Source organism: Planctomicrobium aquicomposti, from assembly GCF_051466325.1.
In the GTDB taxonomy this organism is placed as follows: Bacteria; Planctomycetota; Planctomycetia; order Planctomycetales; family Planctomycetaceae; genus Planctomicrobium.
This window is the reverse complement of sequence record NZ_CP195792.1, coordinates 170,997-189,455: the sequence shown is the minus strand read 5'-3', so window position 1 is coordinate 189,455 and position 18,459 is coordinate 170,997. Positions and strand designations below refer to the sequence as shown.

The window sequence follows — 18,459 nt, the reverse complement described above, 5'->3', positions numbered from 1 at the left end:
ACGACAAGCACGATCTACAGTCGCCAGCCGAAATTGCCGCTAGAAGTGAGCGCAACCGGATCACAGAAAGCCACTTAAGACAATTAGAAATCCCCGGATTCGTTGTCACCCTGCCAGCGCAGCAGCGACTCGGGACCGGCTCTCCGGGCAGAATGAGGAGGATGCCGACAGTTCGCAGCGTCGGTCCCTCTACCGCCACGAAGCGCGCGCGATGGGGTCCATTCCGGTCCACTTCCCCGGTGGCCGACGCGGCCGAAAGTCAGCCGATCAGGGGCTCAGCTCGTCACCACGTCAGCCACGGCGTTCATCGCTTCCAGCGTGCTGTCGGTGCTCTCCGGATCGACGGCCCGGCAACTGGCGGTCAAAGACTCTTGAATCCAGCGCAGTTCCTCAGCCCATGCCTCGGGGGTGATGCCGGTCGGACAGACCTGCGAGAATTCATCGCAGAGCAGAATCATCCGCAGCAGATGCCGGAAGATCACCCCTTCCTGTTTGGTGAGGTCGCGGGTGGTCACGTACTGATTGAAATCTCCCCCCGCATGGAGAAGATCGCCGACAATCCAGACCGCACGGGTCCGGAAGTCATGGACACCGGGGTACTCGGAATCGAACAGCCGCCGCAGCTTGTCTCCCAGCGGGACAGCGAACTGCCGGATCGGCTTGCCGAAATTATCGAACAGCGGCTCGACCGAATCGGGGTCCACTTCCGACTGCGTCAGCAATCCGCGCGACATCAATTCCGGGTCGATCCGCAAGCGGGCCAGTGGACCCGGGGGAAGCTCCTGCGGCGGCGGGACCCGCACGAGGTGCAGAATCGAGTTCGGCACTTCCAGCACACTTTCCAGAATCTGGATGCGCTCAGCACGGTCAGCCAGTCCGAGATGGTCCAGCAGGTACGCGCCGTACAATGGATGACAGCTGCGGAAGAGCATCAGCTGGTTCATGCGCGCGGTCGGATGCGCGAACTGCGGCAGATAAATCTCTTTCTCTTCCGCGGCGATGATCGACGGATGTTTGATCGTCCGGATTCCGGAAGGAGGACTTTCAGCTGAAGGCGTTTCTTTCGTGAGCGCCTCCTGCAGGAGGGCCCCGAACGAACCCAGTGAAGCGGCAGCCGGGGGGACTTCCGGTTCCATAACCTCCGCCGATTCTTCCACAGGAACGACGGGAGCAGTCCCTTCGGCCTGCAGTTCCTCCAGCAGATCTCCGCCGAAATCTTCTTCAGGGGGTGCAGTCAGAACCGGCGCGGCGGCAGCGGCGGCGATGGTTTCCTCGTCAGGCATCGGCCAGTCGCGACGGGCTTTGACCAACGGCTCGGGGGGAGGGGGTTCGAGCGTAACAAAATCCCCCGCTTCCAGCAGCAGCAGCATCTGGGTCAGTCGTTCTCCTGATTTCTCCAGCAGCTTAGGGGGTAACAACCGGGTCCGGACAAAGCGGAGCAGTCGATTGACGTCCGGCGAGAGCTCCAGCAGATAGCCCAGCAGTCGCCAGGGGAGTTGTCCCTTGCTCACCAGATGGGCCGGCGGGGCGGTGATCAGTTTACGGAACTGTTCTTCGTTCCAGTATTGCTCGTTGGCCCGCCGCTTGGGCATCTTCTTTTTGATCTGCTTCTTCATCCGGATCAAGTTCGGATCTTTCGTGTCTTCCGGGATCTGATCGTACTGCTTCTTCCAGCGGGCATACTTGACGTCATCTTCATGGGCCAGCGAGAACACATAGCCCATCGTGTCGAACTGCGGACGACCGGCGCGGCCGAAGATCTGATGCGCGGTGCTCCCATCGACAATCGTTTTCTTGCCTGGCGGACCTTTCATCAACGTCGTCAGCACAACCGAGCGCGCGGGGAGATTGATGCCCGCCGCCAGTGTTTCCGTACAGAGACAGACGGAGAGCAGCTTCTCCTGAAAGAGTTTCTCCACCCGCCGACGATACTTCGGGAGCAATCCGGCGTGGTGCACGCCGACTCCGCGCATCAGCAGCTGCTTGAGCTTGGGACCGGCTCCCGTTTTCCAGCTCCACTGGTCCAGACGGGTGGCCAGTTCCTGTTGTTGTCCGCTGCGGAGCAGATTTTTCCCTTTCAGCTGTTCCGCGACGGACCAGCATTCTTCCCGATTGAAACAGAAAACCAGCGCCGGAGTCCGGCGGGTTTCTTCGGTGCCGTCCTGAATCTGCTCCAGAAATTCCGGGAGCAACTCTTCGCCGATCCAGTCGAACTCCAGCGGAACTTTGCGTTCAGTCCCCTGAATCAACTGAATCTTGCGGCCATGTTCCCGCCGCAGCCAGAGCAGAAAATCGACCGCGTTTCCGACTGTGGCGGAGAGCAGCATCAGCCGCACCTGCTTTGGAAGCAGGGCGAGTGAAAGTTCCCACACGACTCCCCGTTCCGGGTCGTTGAAGTTGTGGAACTCATCCATCACCACCGCAGCGACATTGCCGAAGTCGAACCCTTCCGGATGCAGCAGACGATTCAGGAGGATCTCGGCGACCACGATCAACACCGGTGCCTGCGGATTCACTTTGCGGTTGCCGGTGATCAGACCGACATCATCGGCCGAGAATCCCCAGCGGACGGCGGCTTCCTGAATCTCCTGAAACTTCTGTTCGGTCAGGGCAATCAGCGGAGTGGTGTAATAGGCGGTCTTGCCGGTGTGCAGGGCTTCGAACAGCGCAGCTTCGGCGATTAGTGTTTTGCCGGTGCCGGTCGGGGCACAGACCAGAATCCCCTCGGTGTCGTCGAACCACGTGAGCAGCGCATCTTCCTGAACACGATACGGCTCGTACGGCAAGGTATCGAGATACATCGCTGCCAGATCGCCGCGCGAGAGGGGGACAGGAGTTTCCAACGGTTTGCTTTCAACGGGGAGAAAGAGCATTTCGACTTTTGATGGCCCCCTCGTCGCCACGCGGACGTCAGTATTTCACCAGACGAAACGCTGCCTGTGCGAGCCCTGAAAAGAGCAACCTGCTCTCGACCGGACCCCGGGGCCAGCGGGATGATAGCACCTTGCGGAGTGACAGTCAGACCGATGACCGAACGAGGAGACCGCTCCGCTGGGAGTTGCAGTGAGAGTCTGCCCGCGTAGGACCGGGGCTGGGCCTGGCAGGGGATCTGATTTCAGCGAGTCAGCGGACTGCTGGAGGAGTGGCTTTCAGACTCGGCCGGGCCGCCGCCTCTGCGGGCCGTCGCGACGGTTCGGCTTTGAACACCAGCATTCCCAGCGGAGGCAATTGAACCTGAATGCTCTGCGCCCGGCCATGCATCTGGACCGGTTCCGATTCCACGCCCCCCTGATTGCCGACATCGGTTCCGCCGTACATCCAGGCATCGCTGTTGAGGACTTCCTTGTAGAAGCCAGCCTCTGGCACTCCGACCCGGTAATCGCCGCGCGGGACGGGGGTCATGTTCAGAATGACGATCGTGGTCTCTTTCCCTTCTTTCGCAAAGCGGGAGAAGGCGTACACACTGTTGACGGCATCGTCCGCCTGAATCCACGCAAAGCCGGCGTGGGTCGTATCGAGTTCGTGCAGAGAGGGGTGATTCCTGACGAGGAAATTGAGGTCCTTCACGAACCGCTTGATCCCGGCATGCGTATCAATCGACTCCAGCATCCAGTCCAGTTCGATGTCATGGTTCCACTCCGTCCACTGGGCGAGTTCGGCCCCCATGAACAACAGTGACTTGCCCGGCAGCGTCGCCTGATACCCCAACAGCAGCCGCAGGTTCGCGAACATCTGCCAGTGGTCCCCCGGCATCTGCGAGACCAGCGACTTCTTGCCGTGAACAACTTCATCGTGCGAGAGCGGCAGTACAAAGTTCTCGGTGAAGCCGTACAGCGACCGGAACGACAGATCATGCTGATGATGACCGCGATAAAGGGGATCGCGCCGCAGATAGCGGAGGGTGTCATTCATCCAGCCCATGTCCCACTTCATCGTAAAGCCCAGTCCGCCATCGTAGACGGGCCGCGAGACTCCCGGCCAGGCGGTCGATTCTTCCGCGATCGTCATGATGCCGGGATATTCTCCGTGCAGCATCACGTTGAGATCTTTCAGGAACTGAATCGCTTCCAGATTGTCGCGACCGCCGAAGCGGTTGGGAATCCATTGCCCCGGCTGTCGGGAATAATCGAGATACAGCATGGAAGCGACAGCGTCGACCCGCAGGCCGTCGACGTGATAGACCTCGCACCAGAAGCGGGCACTGGAAAACAGGAAGTTACGGACTTCATTTCGTCCGTAATTGAAGATGTTTGTGTTCCAGTCCGGATGGAATCCCTGTCGCGGGTCGGCATGTTCGTAAAGCGATGTGCCGTCGAACCGCGCCAGGCCATGCGCATCGGTCGGGAAGTGGCCGGGGACCCAGTCGAGCAGGACTCCCAGCCCCGCCTGATGACAGCGATCCACGAACATCCGGAAGTCGTCGGGAGTCCCATAGCGGGAGGTCGGCGCAAAATAACCAGTCGCCTGATAGCCCCATGAGCCGTCGAAGGGATACTCCGTGATCGGCATCAGCTGCAGATGCGTAAAACCCATGTCGAGGGCATAGTCGACAAGCTGGTCCGCCAGCTCCAGATAGCTGAGGTAACGTCGGCCATCTTTGGGCCGGCGCCACGAACCGAGATGAACTTCATAGGTCTGAAGCGGGCGTTCATACCAGTTGGTCTGCCGCCGGCGTTCCATCCACTCCTGATCCTGCCATTGATACTGACTCAGATCGGTCACGACGGAGGCGGTTTTGGGAGGCACTTCCGCCTGGAAGGCATACGGATCGGACTTCTGCAGCAACTCGCCTGACTGAGTCCGGATACTGTATTTGTAAACTTCTCCGGGGCCGACATCCGGAACCGTTCCCTGCCAGACTCCCAGATCGCTGCCGTGCAGATAGAAGGCACCGTGCTGCCAGTGATTGCGATCCAGCAGCACACAGACTTCGCGGGCATTCGGTGCCCAGACAGCAAACCGCGTCCCTGTTTTCCCGTTTTCGGTGACAGGGTGGGCTCCCAGCCATTCATACGCGGTGCAATTCATACCACTCCTCATTGCTGATCGGTGTCTGGAGAGCGCAGCGGCGGGCAGCACCCCGGTGAAGGGGGGACGCCTCACAGTTTCGACAGACCTCGTGCTCATGGGAGATCGTTTCGAACGCAGGCCGCTATCTGATGGAGTCTGGACATCTTAACAAGCGATACGGAAGTTGAAGATATGGAATGTCGACATTCTGCAATCCACTCCATCCCCTCTGGCTCAAACCGATGTTGATTCGTTCGGGGGAAGACGAGCGGCCTGACGGATCGCGCTGGCACGCTGGCCCCAGTGATGACATCGGTTGTTTCAGCCTCCCAGCTCCCCTACGATCGGTCGCTTCCTGAACCGCGACCGGATTTTTCGATGACCTCTGAACAGAAAACCACACTGACGGTTGAGCAGATCCAGCAGCTGATCCCGCATCGGGCTCCGTTTCTGTGGCTGGATGAAGTGCTGGAGTTGACCGACAACCGGATCCATGCACGGAAATGGATTGATCCGCAGCTGGATGTGTTTCAGGGCCACTATCCCGCCTTTCCCGTCTTACCGGGAGTGCTGATCTGTGAAGCGGCGTTCCAGGCGGGGGCTGTGCTGATTGCACGCATGGCTCCTCCCGAAGTGGGACATGTTCCGGTGGTCACAAGATTAAATCAGGTGCAGTTCCGCAAGCTGGTTCGCCCCGGTGACACACTCGACATCGAGGTAGAACTGGGTGAGAAAGTTGCCAACGCGTACTTCCTCAAAGGCAAGGTCAGCGTGGAGGGGAAGGTCAGCGTCCGGCTGGAATTTGCCTGCGCCTTGGCGGAACCGACCTGACTGGAGATCTTGGGGAAGTCTTATTCCCTGCGAACCGGGAGGCGAAATCGTGCCGGTCGACCGCATCTGGCTCTCAAACTATCGATCGCTACGAAGCATCGAATTCGGAATCGGTAGCCTGGTGCTCGTCACGGGCCCCAACGATTCCGGAAATTCGGGTGGCCCCCTCTGAGGCGCTGTGCACAGATGAGGGGACTGCGTTGAATGATTCTGCCACGCCCTGACCGCGGAACCAGGCAGATCCAGAGTGAGTCCCCGTGGAAATTAATGCTTGACGGTGACGCCTTCTGCGCGACATGCTGTTGCTGCAGGACGCAAGGGCTGCGACGGATCGCCTCTCCGGCAGATTACTGAGGGCAATCAATGTCTGCATCGATCCGTTTCGCCTGTCCCGCCTGTGACACCAGACTGCAGGCGTCCGATGCCAAGATCGGCAAGAGTTTCCCATGTCCCAAGTGCACACAGACAGTCCGTGTGCCGGGACCCGCACAGGAAGTGATACGCCGGGCCACGCCACCGCAGCTACCGCCGATCGTCTTGCCGCCTATTGTGCCTGCGCCAATGTACGAGCCGCAGCAACAATTCTACACCCAGCCCCCTCTGCAGCAGGCACCACTGATGCAGCAGAACACGGTCGTTAACATCCAGTCGCCGCCACGGGAGTCGCACGCACTGGCTGCGCTTCTGAATTTCCTGTTCCCCTCGATCGGTTATCTGATTCAGGGACGGATCGGTTCGTTCTTTCTCTACTGGCTCACGATGGTCCTGATTCTCATCGGCGGTGTCCTGACTGTCGGGCTGGCGTGGTTACTCGCGCCGATGATCTGGATCTATTCGATTGTGGACGCCGCCAATTATCGGTCGAGGTAGGCGACGACGCCTCACCTGGCAGTGCGTGCCGACCACCGCCATCCGGTCGTCGGCGGAAACACACGATCACGTGATGGAACCCAGCCTGCGCGGATCCAGCAAACAACACCCTGCGTTACCGTTCAATCTTCGGCAGCAGACCGGCGATGAGTCCCGTCAGCGGCAGGAAGGCGCACAGATGGAACACGTATTCGATTCCCCGGTAATCCGCCAGTTCTCCCAGGGAAGCGGCGGAGATGCCCCCCACTCCGAATGCCAGTCCGAAAAACAGGCCGGCCACCATGCCGACTTTCCCCGGCATCAACTCCTGTGCGAACACCAGAATTGCCGAGAAGGCCGATGCCAGAATCGCACCGGCGCACATGCTCAGCACGATGGTCCACGGCAGACTGACATACGGCAGCGCCAGTGAAAACGGGGCGACTCCCAGAATCGAAAACCAGATCACCACCCGGCGACCAAAGCGGTCGCCGATCGGGCCGCCGGCGATCGTGCCGACAGCCACGGAGAACAGAAAGGCGAACAGGCAGAACTGCGCGTTCTGCACGCTGACGCCGAACTTGTGAATCAGGAAGAAGGTGTAGTAGTTCGTCAGACTGCTGAGGTAGATGTATTTCGAAATCACCAGGAGCACGAGCACGAGCAGCGCCAGCAGCACTTTCCGGCCGGGGATGGGGAACGAAGTCTCATGAGCGCTGGCAGTGCGCTTCTTCGCCTGTTCCAGCTTTTCGCGGTACCAGTGCCCCACGCGGGTGAGAATGGCCATGGCGGCCAATGCCACCGCTGAAAACCAGGCGATGGATTTCTGTCCGGCCGGAACAATGACGATCGCCGCCAGTGCCGGTCCCAGTGACGTCCCGAAGTTCCCTCCCAGCTGAAACAGGGCCTGCGCGAACCCGTGGCGTCCCCCCGATGCCATCCTCGCCAGACGAGAGGCTTCGGGATGAAACACCGCAGACCCGAGGCCGACCATCACCGCCGCGGTCAGAATGGTCGGCAGATTGTGAGCCCGCGAGAGCAGCAGTAAACCGGCCAGACTGCAACCCATTCCCATCGCCAGTGAATACGGTTTGGGATGCTTGTCGGTGTAGAGCCCGACCAGCGGCTGCAGAATCGAGGCAACCATCTGGGTGGTCAGGGTGATCAGTCCAATATCGCCATACGTCAGCTGGAAGAGGTCTTTCAGCACCGGATAAATGGCAGGAAGCAACGACTGAATCGTATCGTTCAGCAGGTGCGAGACACTGAGCGCGACCAGCACGCTCATGGTGGTCGACGGAGCGGCGGGCCGTTCCAGCGGAAGGGCTTCAGCAGGAGAACTCATGTGAGTACTTGGGCAGGGCGAACGCTGGCGGGCAGGGGAAGTTGCTTCCGATGCGGTCTCAGCAAAGGAGTATTGTTGCCGAGCGAGACACTTTCACAAACCAAAAGGTTCAATCGCACAAGAACTAAACGCGTAAGCTGCTTGCACGCCTGCAGTTGCGATTCATTAAATTGTTTGTAAAGAAGCGTCTGGAGACTTTAAGGCCCGTTGCGAAGAGGGCCAACGAAAAAAGTCCCGACGACATCGGTCGCCGGGACTCGCGTTCTGGTTTCAGCAGAGGCTGCAGCTTACTGGAAGATGTAACCTTCTTCCCCATGCTGGGTGACGTCGAGCCCCTGGAGTTCTTCCTCCTGAGTGACCCGCAGTCCCATCACCGCGTCGATGAGCTTCAGCAGGATGAAGGAGCCGACGACAGCCAGAGCGATCGAAGCTCCGACGCCGACAGCCTGATTGACAACCTGCCCGGGGTTTCCTTCCAGCAGACCGGCAACCCCTTCCGTGACGCTGGTGGTGGCGAAGACACCGGTCAGGATGGCTCCGAGGGTTCCACCGACGCCGTGCACGCCGAAGGCGTCCAGCGAATCGTCATATCCGAAGGCATTCTTAAGTTTGGTGCAGGCCAGGAAGCAGACCAGACCAGCTGCCAGTCCCAGAATGATTCCGTGAATCGGGTTCACCGCACCGGCAGCGGGGGTGATGCAGACCAGACCAGCCACGGCACCTGAGCAGGCACCGAGGGTTGTCGGTTTGCCGTGCATGACCCATTCCGCACAAGCCCAGGCCAGCACGCCGGCAGCAGCGGCGAGATGCGTGGCGAAGAATGCGTTGACGGCCCACTTGTCGGAGTTCAGAGCGCTACCGCCGTTGAAGCCGAACCAGCCCACCCAGAGCAGGGCGGCCCCGATACAGGTGTAGGTCAGGTTGTGCGGAGGCATGGGCTCTTTGCCGAAGCCGAGACGTTTGCCGATCAGCAGGGCGGCGACCAGAGCCGAAACCCCGGAGCTGATGTGCACCACGGTTCCGCCTGCGAAGTCCAGACCGGGGAAGGCTGCTTTTTCATTGGCAAGGCTCAACCAGCCCGGTGCGGACCAGACCCAGTGAGCGATCGGGCAGTACACCACGAGGCTCCACAGGACGGAATACACGCACATGGCGCTGAACTTCATCCGTTCGGCAAAGGCACCGCAGATCAGGGCGGGGGTAATGATGAAGAACATCCCCTGGAACAGGCAGAAGATCATGTCGCCGGTGGCGGCTTCGAGGGTGCGGGACTTGTCCGCGATCACACCCTTCAGCAGCACCATGTCCAGGTTGCCGATGTAGGGGTTTTCGCCGCCGAAGGCCCAGCTGTAGCCGACGATGGCCCACAGGACGGACATCAGCCCCATCAGAAAGACGCACTGCATCATCACGCCGAGGATGTTCTTCTTGCGGACGAGACCGCCGTAGAAGAGGGCCAGACCGGGGGCGGTCATCATCAGCACCAGAGCACAGGAAGTCAGCATCCAGGCGATCTTGCCGGAGTCGGGAACGTCGACGGTCGCCACTTCAGTGGGCGAATCCATCGGAGGTGTCGGATTCTCTGCGGCGGGGGCCGCTGCTGCGGGAGCGGCTTCAGGAGCTTGCGCCTGAGCCTGCGCCGAGCATGCTGACAGTATTGCTACTGAGAGCATCAACATGAGGGGACCGAGCACTATCCAACGTTTCATGGGTCTTCCAATCTGTAAGTAGATGATGAAGGAGCCGCCCTGACGAAGTCCTTTCGCGAATGCAGCATCACTGGAGCAACATCCCGCCGCTGGCGTCGCCGGATTGAATTCTTTCTTGAGAGAATGTGGGCAGCGGTTGCAGTTGGCAATCAGTGTGCCGTGGACTTCAACAACCTTGAGAACAGTGGTTTCACTAGAGAAAACACTGGATTTTCTTGCAGCAGAGACCCATTTGCCACGCAGGGGGGCGGCTCCTCTGCTGATGATCAGGGCAGCAAATGCGCAAAAAGTGTGCGACGATGAACTCGAGAAGCAGAGGCCTCAAGTCGGGCCGGGGAGCGGTCGCGCCGACGATCGGCAGTCATTTGTCGACGAGAGCAGCCAGAGCGCCGTTCCCGGAAAGAGAAGTCGGCTGAAAAACAAAACAGGCCGCAAGGAGAGTCTCCCCGGGCGCGTCGAAATCACATCCAAGGGCACGCCGCCGCCGGTCATCGGCCCGCGAGTCCCGGGAGAATCTTCTGGATCTGATCTGTCGACGACTGCGCCGCGAAGGTGAATCTGCGATCACACGACGCACGGGCCGGACAGAGCCACCCGCTCTATTGGACCGGACCGAAGAAGGTGTAGTCCGGCTCGTTCTTCGCCAGCCGCTGAACCAGCAGCCCGAGTTCCCGGAGGTGGTAGTCGCCCCACATGCAGGCTTCGCCATTCGGAACCTTGCTGCCGGGAGGGATGTAGTCCCAACCACGCGGCCGATGGTAGACGGAGTGCAGCAGCAGCCCCTGATGTCCTGCCTTGTGATTCAGATAGGTGTCGCTCAGCAGCGTTCGCAGAACGGTCAGTCCTGCCTGGAAATATTCTTCGCCGCCGTGATCTCCCCGGGCAGTCAGATAGCGTCCCAGCCGGATCAGCCCCTGTGCGGCAATGGCCGCGGCGGAACTGTCGACCGGTTCATATTCATTGAACGGATCGGCCGGCCGGCTGCGATAGTCACCGAGATGGACCAGTCCCGGGGCTCCAGTATCCCAGTACGGAATGCCGTCGGCCGGAGTCTCGCTGATGTAGTAATCGCAGGTGGCCCGGGCTGCCTTCAGCATCAGGTCTTCGACTTCGACAATCCCGCCGAACGGCTTGAGCTCGTTGGAATCGAGAACCTGCAGAAATTCCAGCTGTTCCGGATAGCCGGCGATGATCCACGCCGCTCCCCGCGTCCAGGTGGTGAAGGGGCAATAGCCCTGCTGTGAGTTGGGGCAGCGATAGCGGCCGTCATTGCAGTTGAAAACGCTTTCGTGAGCGACCCGGCCCCGGACATCATAAATATCCCGGCCTTCGCCGTAGAAGACGTTGTAACGGGCTGTCGTGCGGGCATGCTGGATGAGCCGGTCCAGCAGCGAGAAGGGGACATCGTTTTCCCCCATGAGTCGATGTCCGAGCAAATGGCCGACCGCCAGCGAACGGAGTGAGCGGATCGTATCGCAGAACAGCGAATGCGGTCCGTTGAATGAATAGATATAGCCATCCCCCTCGTGGGTCGTGCTCCAGCGGGCCGCCTGACAGGCACCACTCGTCTTCAGTGCGAGGTCGTAACAGGCGAGTTCACCGGCGTTAAAGGGAATGCGCCCCTCTTTCATCAGCCGCCGCAAGGCACCGTAGGTGCTGACGTTGTTGAACCCATGATCGTGCACGCCAATATGGCTGACGTGAGGCGCCATCAGGTCGAGCGTGCGCTGGCGCCCGAGTTCCAGATAGCGTTCATCGCCCGTGGCATCGAACTGCAGAATCGCAGAGCCGAACTGAAAGCCCTGCGTCCATTCGGTCCAGCCCTGCGCGGTGTACTTCCCCTGAATCGTAAACACGGGAGAGCCGTCTGCCGGCTTCCAGGAGCTTTCGAGCTCGTCGATGCAGCGCCCCGAGGCTTGCCAGAGTCGGGCCAGGTCCGGGAGCAGATCCGCGGGGGTCAGGAGGTGATCGACTTCGATCATGGGAGCAGGTTCCAATACAGGGAGCGCGAGTGCGTCACGGAAACCGGGTCAAGCGGCGGCAGGACCGCTCCGGAAGAGAAATGTGTGCGTGGCAGGCCGGTTCAGCGGCGGTCGTCCGGGCCCTTGAGCCGGTCGGCGTCTTCATCGTCCGCTTCGTTCATCCCCTTTTTGAATTCGCTGATCGAGCCTCCCAGTGATCGCATCACGGAGGGCAATCGGCTGCCAAACAGCACCAGCACAATGACCGCGATGATAACCAGTTCTCCCATGCCCATACCAAACATCGCGTCACATGTCTCCGGAGAAAATGGTGTGTAACCCCGGTCAACGTGCTTCGGGGCGAACGATCCAGTGTACCGCACCGGGCAGGGAGGCTCAAACGGACGGCACCGCCCCTCAACGACTCGTCCCGAGCAGGGAACGTTCCGGTGGAGTCCGCTCGCTGTTCGAGGCTCATTGCTGCGGCGATCCCTGCAGTGCCAGCTGCTCCACCCCCCCGGCAGCCACGCTGACCGGAATCTCCCAGCGTTGGGTGGCAAACCGGCAGACTCCCCCTTTTCCAAGGCGGCAGAATTGATAGGAAACCGTGAGAGTCAGCCTGGTGGAACCGCTCGTGCTGGTGAGCGGAACCTGCAGTGTGGCTGCGGTCTCCAGAGATTCGGCCGTGTGGCGTTCCGCGAGAAACTCGGGAGGAATGATCGTCTGCCCCGGCTCGGCCGTGAGCTTGCAAACGACCGGAGCGAGCTCATTCAGGTGGTGCCCGATCGGGAGGCTGAAGTTGATCCGCACTTCCAGCGACTCGCCCGGCTTTATCGTCGTCGCCTCGACCTGATGCGTTTCGCCGCGGAACATGTCATCCTGTGTCGGCTGTGCTGCGGCCGGGGGGGTGAGTCCCCGAATGATCAACTCGCGGGTCTGCCGCGAAACCAGATCGACCTGCAGAATACGGTGGTTGTTGGTGTCGGCAATGAGCAGCTGATCACCGGCAATTGCCAGTCCCGCTGGCTCCGACAGCTGCACGGGGGAGAGCGAATTGCCCCGTTCGCCGGTTCCGAGCCACGTGACGCAGGTCCGGGTAATGGGGTCGACTCGTTTGATTTTGTGGTTGTAACTGTCGGCGACATAGAGGGCCCGGTTGTGCCAGACGAGCCCGAGAGGATGCTGCAACCGGACTTCGTCACCGACGCCATCCCGATCGCCGAAGGTGAACAGGGAAGCCCCCTTGTCGAGGTCGTGCGGACCGACCAGCGTCTGCACTCCTCCTTGCGTGCCCCGGTCGATCTTGCGAACCGCTGATCCCTCGCTGTCGACGTGATACAGCATCCGGCCGTCGGTGGTGATGTCGGAAGGCTGGGCGAGAGCCGCTTCAAAACGGGGACCGTCGAGAATGTCTTCCCGGCCACTGCCGGCGTAGGGTTCAATCGAGTCGGACTTGAGGCCATGCTTCCAGATCTGATGGGGTCCCGCCATGGCGATGTACAGGGTTCCCTGTAGTTCCTGCAGAGCCCAGGGGCTGTTGAGCGCGGTCTGTCGCAGCTTTCCCCCCCGTCCGCGAAAACTTCCTTGCTGGCCGGTCCCCGCCAGTGTGGCGACCTGCCGGGTTTTGAGGTTGATCGTGCGAAGCAGATGGTTCTCGGTGTCAGCCACATAGAGGATGTCACCGACCAGCTGCAGTCCTTGCGGATGGTCGAACGTTGCCTCGGTGAAGCCTCCGTCGTTGGCCCCGATCTGTCCGGTGCCGATGACGTCGATCAGTGTTCCATCGAGGGAAGAGACGACAATGCGGTTGTGGTTACTGTCGGACACAAACAACCGCGATTTGGGAAGATCAACAAAGAGCTTGCCCGGGTATCTCAAGGGAGTCGGGTCGACCTTTTCCTTTTCCAGATTGAAGTGGACCGGCTTTTCGTCGAGCGTCCCTTTGGCCCGGTGGTAGGCGGCGAGCTGCCCCACAACCTGATCGAGCAATTCTCGATGTCCCTCCCCCGAACGGGTGCCGACCACCTTTCCTTCCGGATCAATCACCACCAGAGTCGGCCAACTGTTAAAGCCGTACTTCCGGGCGACCACCATGTTCGAGTCATTAATCACCGGATGCGCGATCTCATAGCGGAGAATCGCCTGCCGGATGTTCTCGCTGTCCCGTTCATTCTCAAACTTGGCGGAATGGACACCAATGACCACCAGTTCGTTGGGGTACTTCTTCTCGAGGTACTTCAGGTCCGGAAGAATGTGAATGCAGTTGATGCAGCAGTAGGTCCAGAAGTCGAGAATGACGATCTTGCCGCGGAGGTCGGGCAGCTCGATCGGGCCGGTGGTGTTCAGCCATTCGGTCCCCCCTTCCAGACTGGGGGCGACAAACTGTCCCGGATAGGGATTGCGGCCGACCGGGGCGGCTTCCGTTGCGGGCTGAGCCAAGGCGGACGAACCGCCCGACAGAAACGCGAACAGGCACAAAACCAAGCAGAACCGCCGGGACTGGCTCATGGTTGAGGTTCCTTGTCTCCCGTGTTTCGGAAATCGCTGTCGCTGCGGGGACTCCGGAGAGTTCCTACTTGCGAAGGATTTGATGCGTTGGCCCTCCATGGAGGCTACCGAAATGATCGCACCGAGTCTCCCCTGCTGACGGGGATATCCGAAGTTGGAAACCGCGAGAAGGGGGCTTGCCGACCAATCGAATGAATCGGGGGCGTGTGAGAAATCAGAACTTCGGAGTCACTGACCCTGAAGGAGGTTCAGCCGATCCCACAAATACCGCGTGCGTCTCGCTATACCGTGAATACGTACCGATTTGCATCGGAAGTTCCCTGATGTCGAGTGTGACAGCCGCCGCAACACACCAGCAACCGCTGATGCGTCCCGTTCAGCCGACGATCCGGCGGTTCTCGTCGGGACCAGAGCGACGGCGGCACCGCCCAGAGGAGTCGAACGCCTGTGTCCAGGCAGAATCTGAAAAGCTCATACCCGATTGGAAGTGTGGGACGGACGGCCAGTGTCTATCATGTTTCGAAATTGTCCTGGATCGATGCTGACAGTCGACCAGACTTGAATCATCCTGGTGCACATGGCGAAACTGACACACTTTGACGATGCCGGCGCAAGTCGGATGGTCGATGTCAGCTCGAAAGAGTCGACGGTCCGGATCGCGCGCGCCGAAGCACTTCTGACGATGCAGCCCGAGACCCGGCAACTGATTGACAGCCGCCAGCTGTCCAAGGGGGACGTGCTGGAAGTGGCTCGTCTGGCCGGCATTATGGCGACCAAGCGGACTGACGAACTGATTCCGTTATGTCACTCGCTGGGACTGGATGGAGTGGTGGTGGATTTCGAGGGGGTGGGGAGTCAGCAGCTGCGGGTCGAGTCGCGGGTCATCACGCGGGGCCGCACCGGAGTGGAGATGGAGGCCCTGATGGCCGTGACAATTGCCGCCCTCACAATCTATGACATGTGTAAGTCGGTCGACCGGGAAATGGAAATCTCGAATGTCCGGCTGTTGGAAAAGTCGGGCGGAAAAAGTGGCCATTTCCAGCGTGAAACGCGGAAACAGCCTGCGGTTTAGGAACGGAATCGGGAGTTCAGACGAGATCGGTTATGGCCCATTTGCAAGATGTGAACGAACTTCTCAACCGCACACGGTTTTTGCTCGGCAGCGCGTTGGATGACGTCGATCAGATTTTCGAAGACGAGTTGACCGCCGAGAATCCGTATCTTCGCGATATCATTGAACATACGCGACGTTTTCGTGGCAAGCGATTGCGCCCGCTGCTCTGCCTGATGACCGCCAAGGCTCTCGGCGAGATTCAACGCGAACATCTCATCCTCGCCGCTGTGGTGGAGATGATTCACACCGCCACGCTCGTGCATGACGACGTCCTCGATAACGCCGATGTCCGTCGGCATGTGGCCACGGTCAACGTCCGCTGGAACAACGAAACGAGCGTCCTTTACGGCGATTACCTCTTCACGCATGCCTTTCACCTCGCCGCCAGTACCGGCAGCGCTGCCGCCTGCCGCATGATCGGCCGAGCGACCAATAAGGTCTGCGAAGGGGAACTGATGCAGATCCGCAACCGGGGGAATCTCGCCCTGACGGAAGCGGAGTATCTGGCCATTATCGACGGCAAAACCGCCGCCCTGTGTGCCATCTCCTGTGAAATTGGCGCCCGGTATGCCGGGGCGAACGACACGGTGGTGGCGGCCCTCGAACGCTATGGTCAGCTGCTGGGGCAGGCGTTTCAGATCGCCGATGACGTGCTGGATCTGATCGGCATGGAAGCGTCGGTCGGCAAAACGCTGGGAACTGATCTGCATCAGCAGAAGCTGACTCTGCCGATCATCCGGTTGCTGAATTCCTCCGCTCCTCCCGTTCGTGAAAAGCTCGTCGCTCTGCTGGAAGAGGGGAGCGATGAAGCCTGCCGCGAAGTGGTTCGCCAGGCCCGCGAAGGGGGCGTCATCGAAGATGCGGTCCGCTTTGCCGGTGAACTGGCTGATGCCGCACGGAAGGAATTGGAAGTCCTCCCCGACTCTCCCGCCAAGAGCGTGCTGATGCAGTTGCCGCAAATGTCGATCGACCGGAGCTGCTGAGCAGGCCCCGTTCGCGGGGCAGCCTGCGATCATCGCCACTCCAAAGTCGACTCGGTGGCTTGGTCAAAAACCACACCGATTCGTATTGGGGGCCTTGGTCAGACTTCCCCTCGCCTCGCAATCAACGGGCTGTTGCCACGGCCACGTCCCCCGCCCCGCGCTTCCGACCCGGCCCGCCACAAACTCGACGCAACCGGAAAAGATTGCCTCCCTGACGGGGCCTTCGCAGATGGAGAGTTGCACCATTTCGACCGGGCTTCTGACCGCTCCCCTCTCGACCGGTCTGTTTTTCGTCACGCTCCTCCCTCACTCCTCCCGAAGATTGTGAGCAGATTCGTTGTCACCGGCGGATTTGCACCGGACGGCCCCGGGGATTTTTTTCCTCGAGGTGGCAGCTCCTGCAGTGCGAATTGCGACCGGGTGAAACGGTCAAGGATGATCCGCTGCAACCAGGGAGGGTTCAATGTCGGAGATTGGCGGCGTTCCGCAATCGTTGCTGTCCGCAGGACAACTGCAGTTTCTGGCCCGCAAATACGGGGCTGCAGCCGGACGGTTGTTTGTGGATGTCGGATGCGGGGATGGAAGTGGCCTGCTCGCCCTGAAGCAGCGCGGCATGAACGTGTTAGGGATGGATGAGAAGCAGAATGGTGCCCAGGCCGGCAGCGATCTGATCAGCCTCGGCTCCCCGGCTGCGAGCATCCCGTGGGGGGCTCACTCCGTCGACACGATCCTGTTCCGGGGAACCAGTTCGTACTCCGCGGGCCCCTTCAGCCCGGAACGGATGATTGCACTCGCGAATCTGGGATCGAGCCTCAAGGCCCGCGGCGCGTTGGTGATTCCTCTCGCTGCCGTCAACGATCCGTCGGCTGCTGAATGGCAGAGTCAGCTGCAGACATTCCCGGGCGAGTTTCGGGTCAGAACGGTTTCGACCGGCCTGCTCGAGAAGATCACGCTGGCGTTTCTGTTCCGGGGACTGCATTCCGTCGCCGTGGCAGAATTCCGCGTGGGTCGAAGCCCGGTCTCGCGACTGGAGTGGCATCGACTGGCACGGGAAGCGGTCATGCAGCGGATGCAACCCCCAGCCGCAGCGTGATCAGGGATCGCTGAGTGGATTGTGATTCTTCACCGTGTGGGATTCGCCGCGGGGGTGATTCATTGCTCCTGAAACGAGCGCTGCGCGGCCACCTGCAAGAGCATCCCGCGCTAAACGGCTGTCGGTGAGTCTTCGAGATCAATCCGTCCCGGAAGCTCCAGCGTGAACGTGCAGCCCGGCTGACCATCGTCGCGGTCGTCGACGGAGATCCGTCCTCGCAGCCGACGGACCAAGGTGTACACGATGTAGAGGCCGAGCCCGGTCCCCTTGCGCCGGCGCTCGAGTTCGCTCCCCCCGCGATAAAAGATCTGAAAGATCTTTTTGCGATCCTCCGGGCTGACCCCCGATCCGTTATTGGTGATGCGGATTGCTGCCCGGTGCCTTCCGGCGGGCCGCAGCTGAATCGAGACCCGGGGGGGCTCCCCTCCGTACTTGACCGCATTCTCCACGAGATTCGAGAGGATCAGATCCAGGACGATTCGCCCCTCGAAGACCACAACCGGAACGGTATCAAACTGGAAGACCTCGTCGACCCGCAGCTTCCACTGCATGCAGACCGACTCGGCAAACTGCCTTAACAACTCGTCGAGCGGAATGTTTTCGGGGTCCTGATTCTCGCCGATGGCATCGAGTCGACCGACTTCGAGCAGCTGATTGATCAGACGGTCCAGCCGCCGCAGTTCGCCCGCCATGATGCCGTGGAACTCGTTACGCTTTTCCGGAGTCAAATTCCGCATGGAGAGCGTTTCGAGATACAGCTGCAGCGCCGCAATCGGAGACTTGAGCTCGTGCGTGACACTGTCGACGAAGTTCGCCTGACGGTTGTTGAGCGCAATCTCCTTGAGGGTCAGGATCAGCCAGACCGTCAGCCCGGCGAGAATCATGGTAAACGCCACCACACCGACAGTCAGTGCCGTCCACTTGGCGGATTGCGACAGGATTACGATCCAGCAGATCATCAGCGTGACACTCAGTGCCATCAGGCTGACGCTGAGTGTCAACGGAAAATGGATCTTGCTGCGGCGGCGGAAGTAGTCGGCCATTTCAATGGCAGCC

The 18,459-nt window shown here is 60.3% G+C and carries 13 protein-coding genes; 5 read left to right on the top strand and 8 right to left on the bottom strand.

The features are described 5' to 3' along the window. Nucleotides 1-275: 275 nt before the first annotated feature. Entirely contained in the window at nucleotides 276-2,873 is a 2,598-nt protein-coding gene (locus SH664x_RS00795; protein WP_437204179.1) for a DEAD/DEAH box helicase, read from the bottom strand. A 250-nt stretch (nucleotides 2,874-3,123) separates the two neighbouring features. Continuing rightward, nucleotides 3,124-5,127, bottom strand: a complete 2,004-nt coding sequence (gene glgB / locus SH664x_RS00790; RefSeq protein WP_437204177.1) for a 1,4-alpha-glucan branching protein GlgB — start codon at nucleotides 5,125-5,127, stop codon at nucleotides 3,124-3,126. Nucleotides 5,128-5,388: 261 nt separating this feature from the next. Between glgB and SH664x_RS00785 the strand changes: the two genes are divergently transcribed. Together SH664x_RS00785 and SH664x_RS00780 are read left to right on the top strand one after the other, a co-directional pair. Next, nucleotides 5,389-5,841, top strand: a complete 453-nt coding sequence (locus tag SH664x_RS00785; RefSeq protein ID WP_437204175.1) for a 3-hydroxyacyl-ACP dehydratase FabZ family protein — start codon at nucleotides 5,389-5,391, stop codon at nucleotides 5,839-5,841. 363 nt (nucleotides 5,842-6,204) lie between these two features. Then, nucleotides 6,205-6,711: a hypothetical protein gene (locus SH664x_RS00780; protein WP_437204173.1), complete on the top strand. Its 507-nt coding sequence runs from the start codon at nucleotides 6,205-6,207 to the stop codon at nucleotides 6,709-6,711. A gap of 115 nt (nucleotides 6,712-6,826) precedes the next feature. Here SH664x_RS00780 and SH664x_RS00775 read toward each other — a convergent pair whose 3' ends face one another. The 5 genes from SH664x_RS00775 to SH664x_RS00755 form a co-directional block, all read right to left on the bottom strand. Further along, on the bottom strand, nucleotides 6,827-8,035 hold the full coding sequence (locus SH664x_RS00775) for an MFS transporter (protein ID WP_437204171.1): 1,209 nt from the start codon (nucleotides 8,033-8,035) through the stop codon (nucleotides 6,827-6,829). A gap of 287 nt (nucleotides 8,036-8,322) precedes the next feature. Continuing rightward, complete coding sequence (locus SH664x_RS00770) at nucleotides 8,323-9,714, bottom strand: ammonium transporter (RefSeq protein WP_437207280.1); 1,392 nt, start codon at nucleotides 9,712-9,714, stop codon at nucleotides 8,323-8,325. 629 nt (nucleotides 9,715-10,343) lie between these two features. Next, nucleotides 10,344-11,726 carry a glycosyl hydrolase gene (locus tag SH664x_RS00765; protein WP_437204169.1) on the bottom strand — a complete coding sequence of 461 codons (1,383 nt, stop codon included), beginning with the start codon at nucleotides 11,724-11,726 and terminating at the stop codon, nucleotides 10,344-10,346. Nucleotides 11,727-11,827: 101 nt separating this feature from the next. After that, nucleotides 11,828-12,010, bottom strand: coding sequence for a Sec-independent protein translocase subunit TatA/TatB (locus SH664x_RS00760; protein WP_437204167.1), 183 nt, complete (start codon nucleotides 12,008-12,010; stop codon nucleotides 11,828-11,830). Nucleotides 12,011-12,179: 169 nt separating this feature from the next. Further along, entirely contained in the window at nucleotides 12,180-14,213 is a 2,034-nt protein-coding gene (locus SH664x_RS00755; RefSeq protein WP_437204165.1) for a thioredoxin-like domain-containing protein, read from the bottom strand. A gap of 577 nt (nucleotides 14,214-14,790) precedes the next feature. Here SH664x_RS00755 and moaC point away from each other — a divergent pair. The 3 genes from moaC to SH664x_RS00740 all read left to right on the top strand — a co-directional run bounded on the left by moaC (nucleotide 14,791) and on the right by SH664x_RS00740 (nucleotide 17,403). Beyond that, the gene (moaC, locus tag SH664x_RS00750; protein ID WP_437204163.1) at nucleotides 14,791-15,285 is read left to right on the top strand and encodes a cyclic pyranopterin monophosphate synthase MoaC; all 495 of its coding nucleotides are present in this window, start codon (nucleotides 14,791-14,793) and stop codon (nucleotides 15,283-15,285) included. A 32-nt stretch (nucleotides 15,286-15,317) separates the two neighbouring features. Next, the gene (locus tag SH664x_RS00745; RefSeq protein WP_437204161.1) at nucleotides 15,318-16,310 is read left to right on the top strand and encodes a polyprenyl synthetase family protein; all 993 of its coding nucleotides are present in this window, start codon (nucleotides 15,318-15,320) and stop codon (nucleotides 16,308-16,310) included. A 463-nt stretch (nucleotides 16,311-16,773) separates the two neighbouring features. Then, nucleotides 16,774-17,403 carry a methyltransferase domain-containing protein gene (locus tag SH664x_RS00740; RefSeq protein ID WP_437204160.1) on the top strand — a complete coding sequence of 210 codons (630 nt, stop codon included), beginning with the start codon at nucleotides 16,774-16,776 and terminating at the stop codon, nucleotides 17,401-17,403. 110 nt (nucleotides 17,404-17,513) lie between these two features. Here the strand turns inward: SH664x_RS00740 and SH664x_RS00735 are convergent, their stop codons facing one another. After that, nucleotides 17,514-18,446, bottom strand: a complete 933-nt coding sequence (locus SH664x_RS00735) for a sensor histidine kinase (RefSeq protein ID WP_437204158.1) — start codon at nucleotides 18,444-18,446, stop codon at nucleotides 17,514-17,516. Between the last annotated feature and the right edge of the window lie 13 nt (nucleotides 18,447-18,459).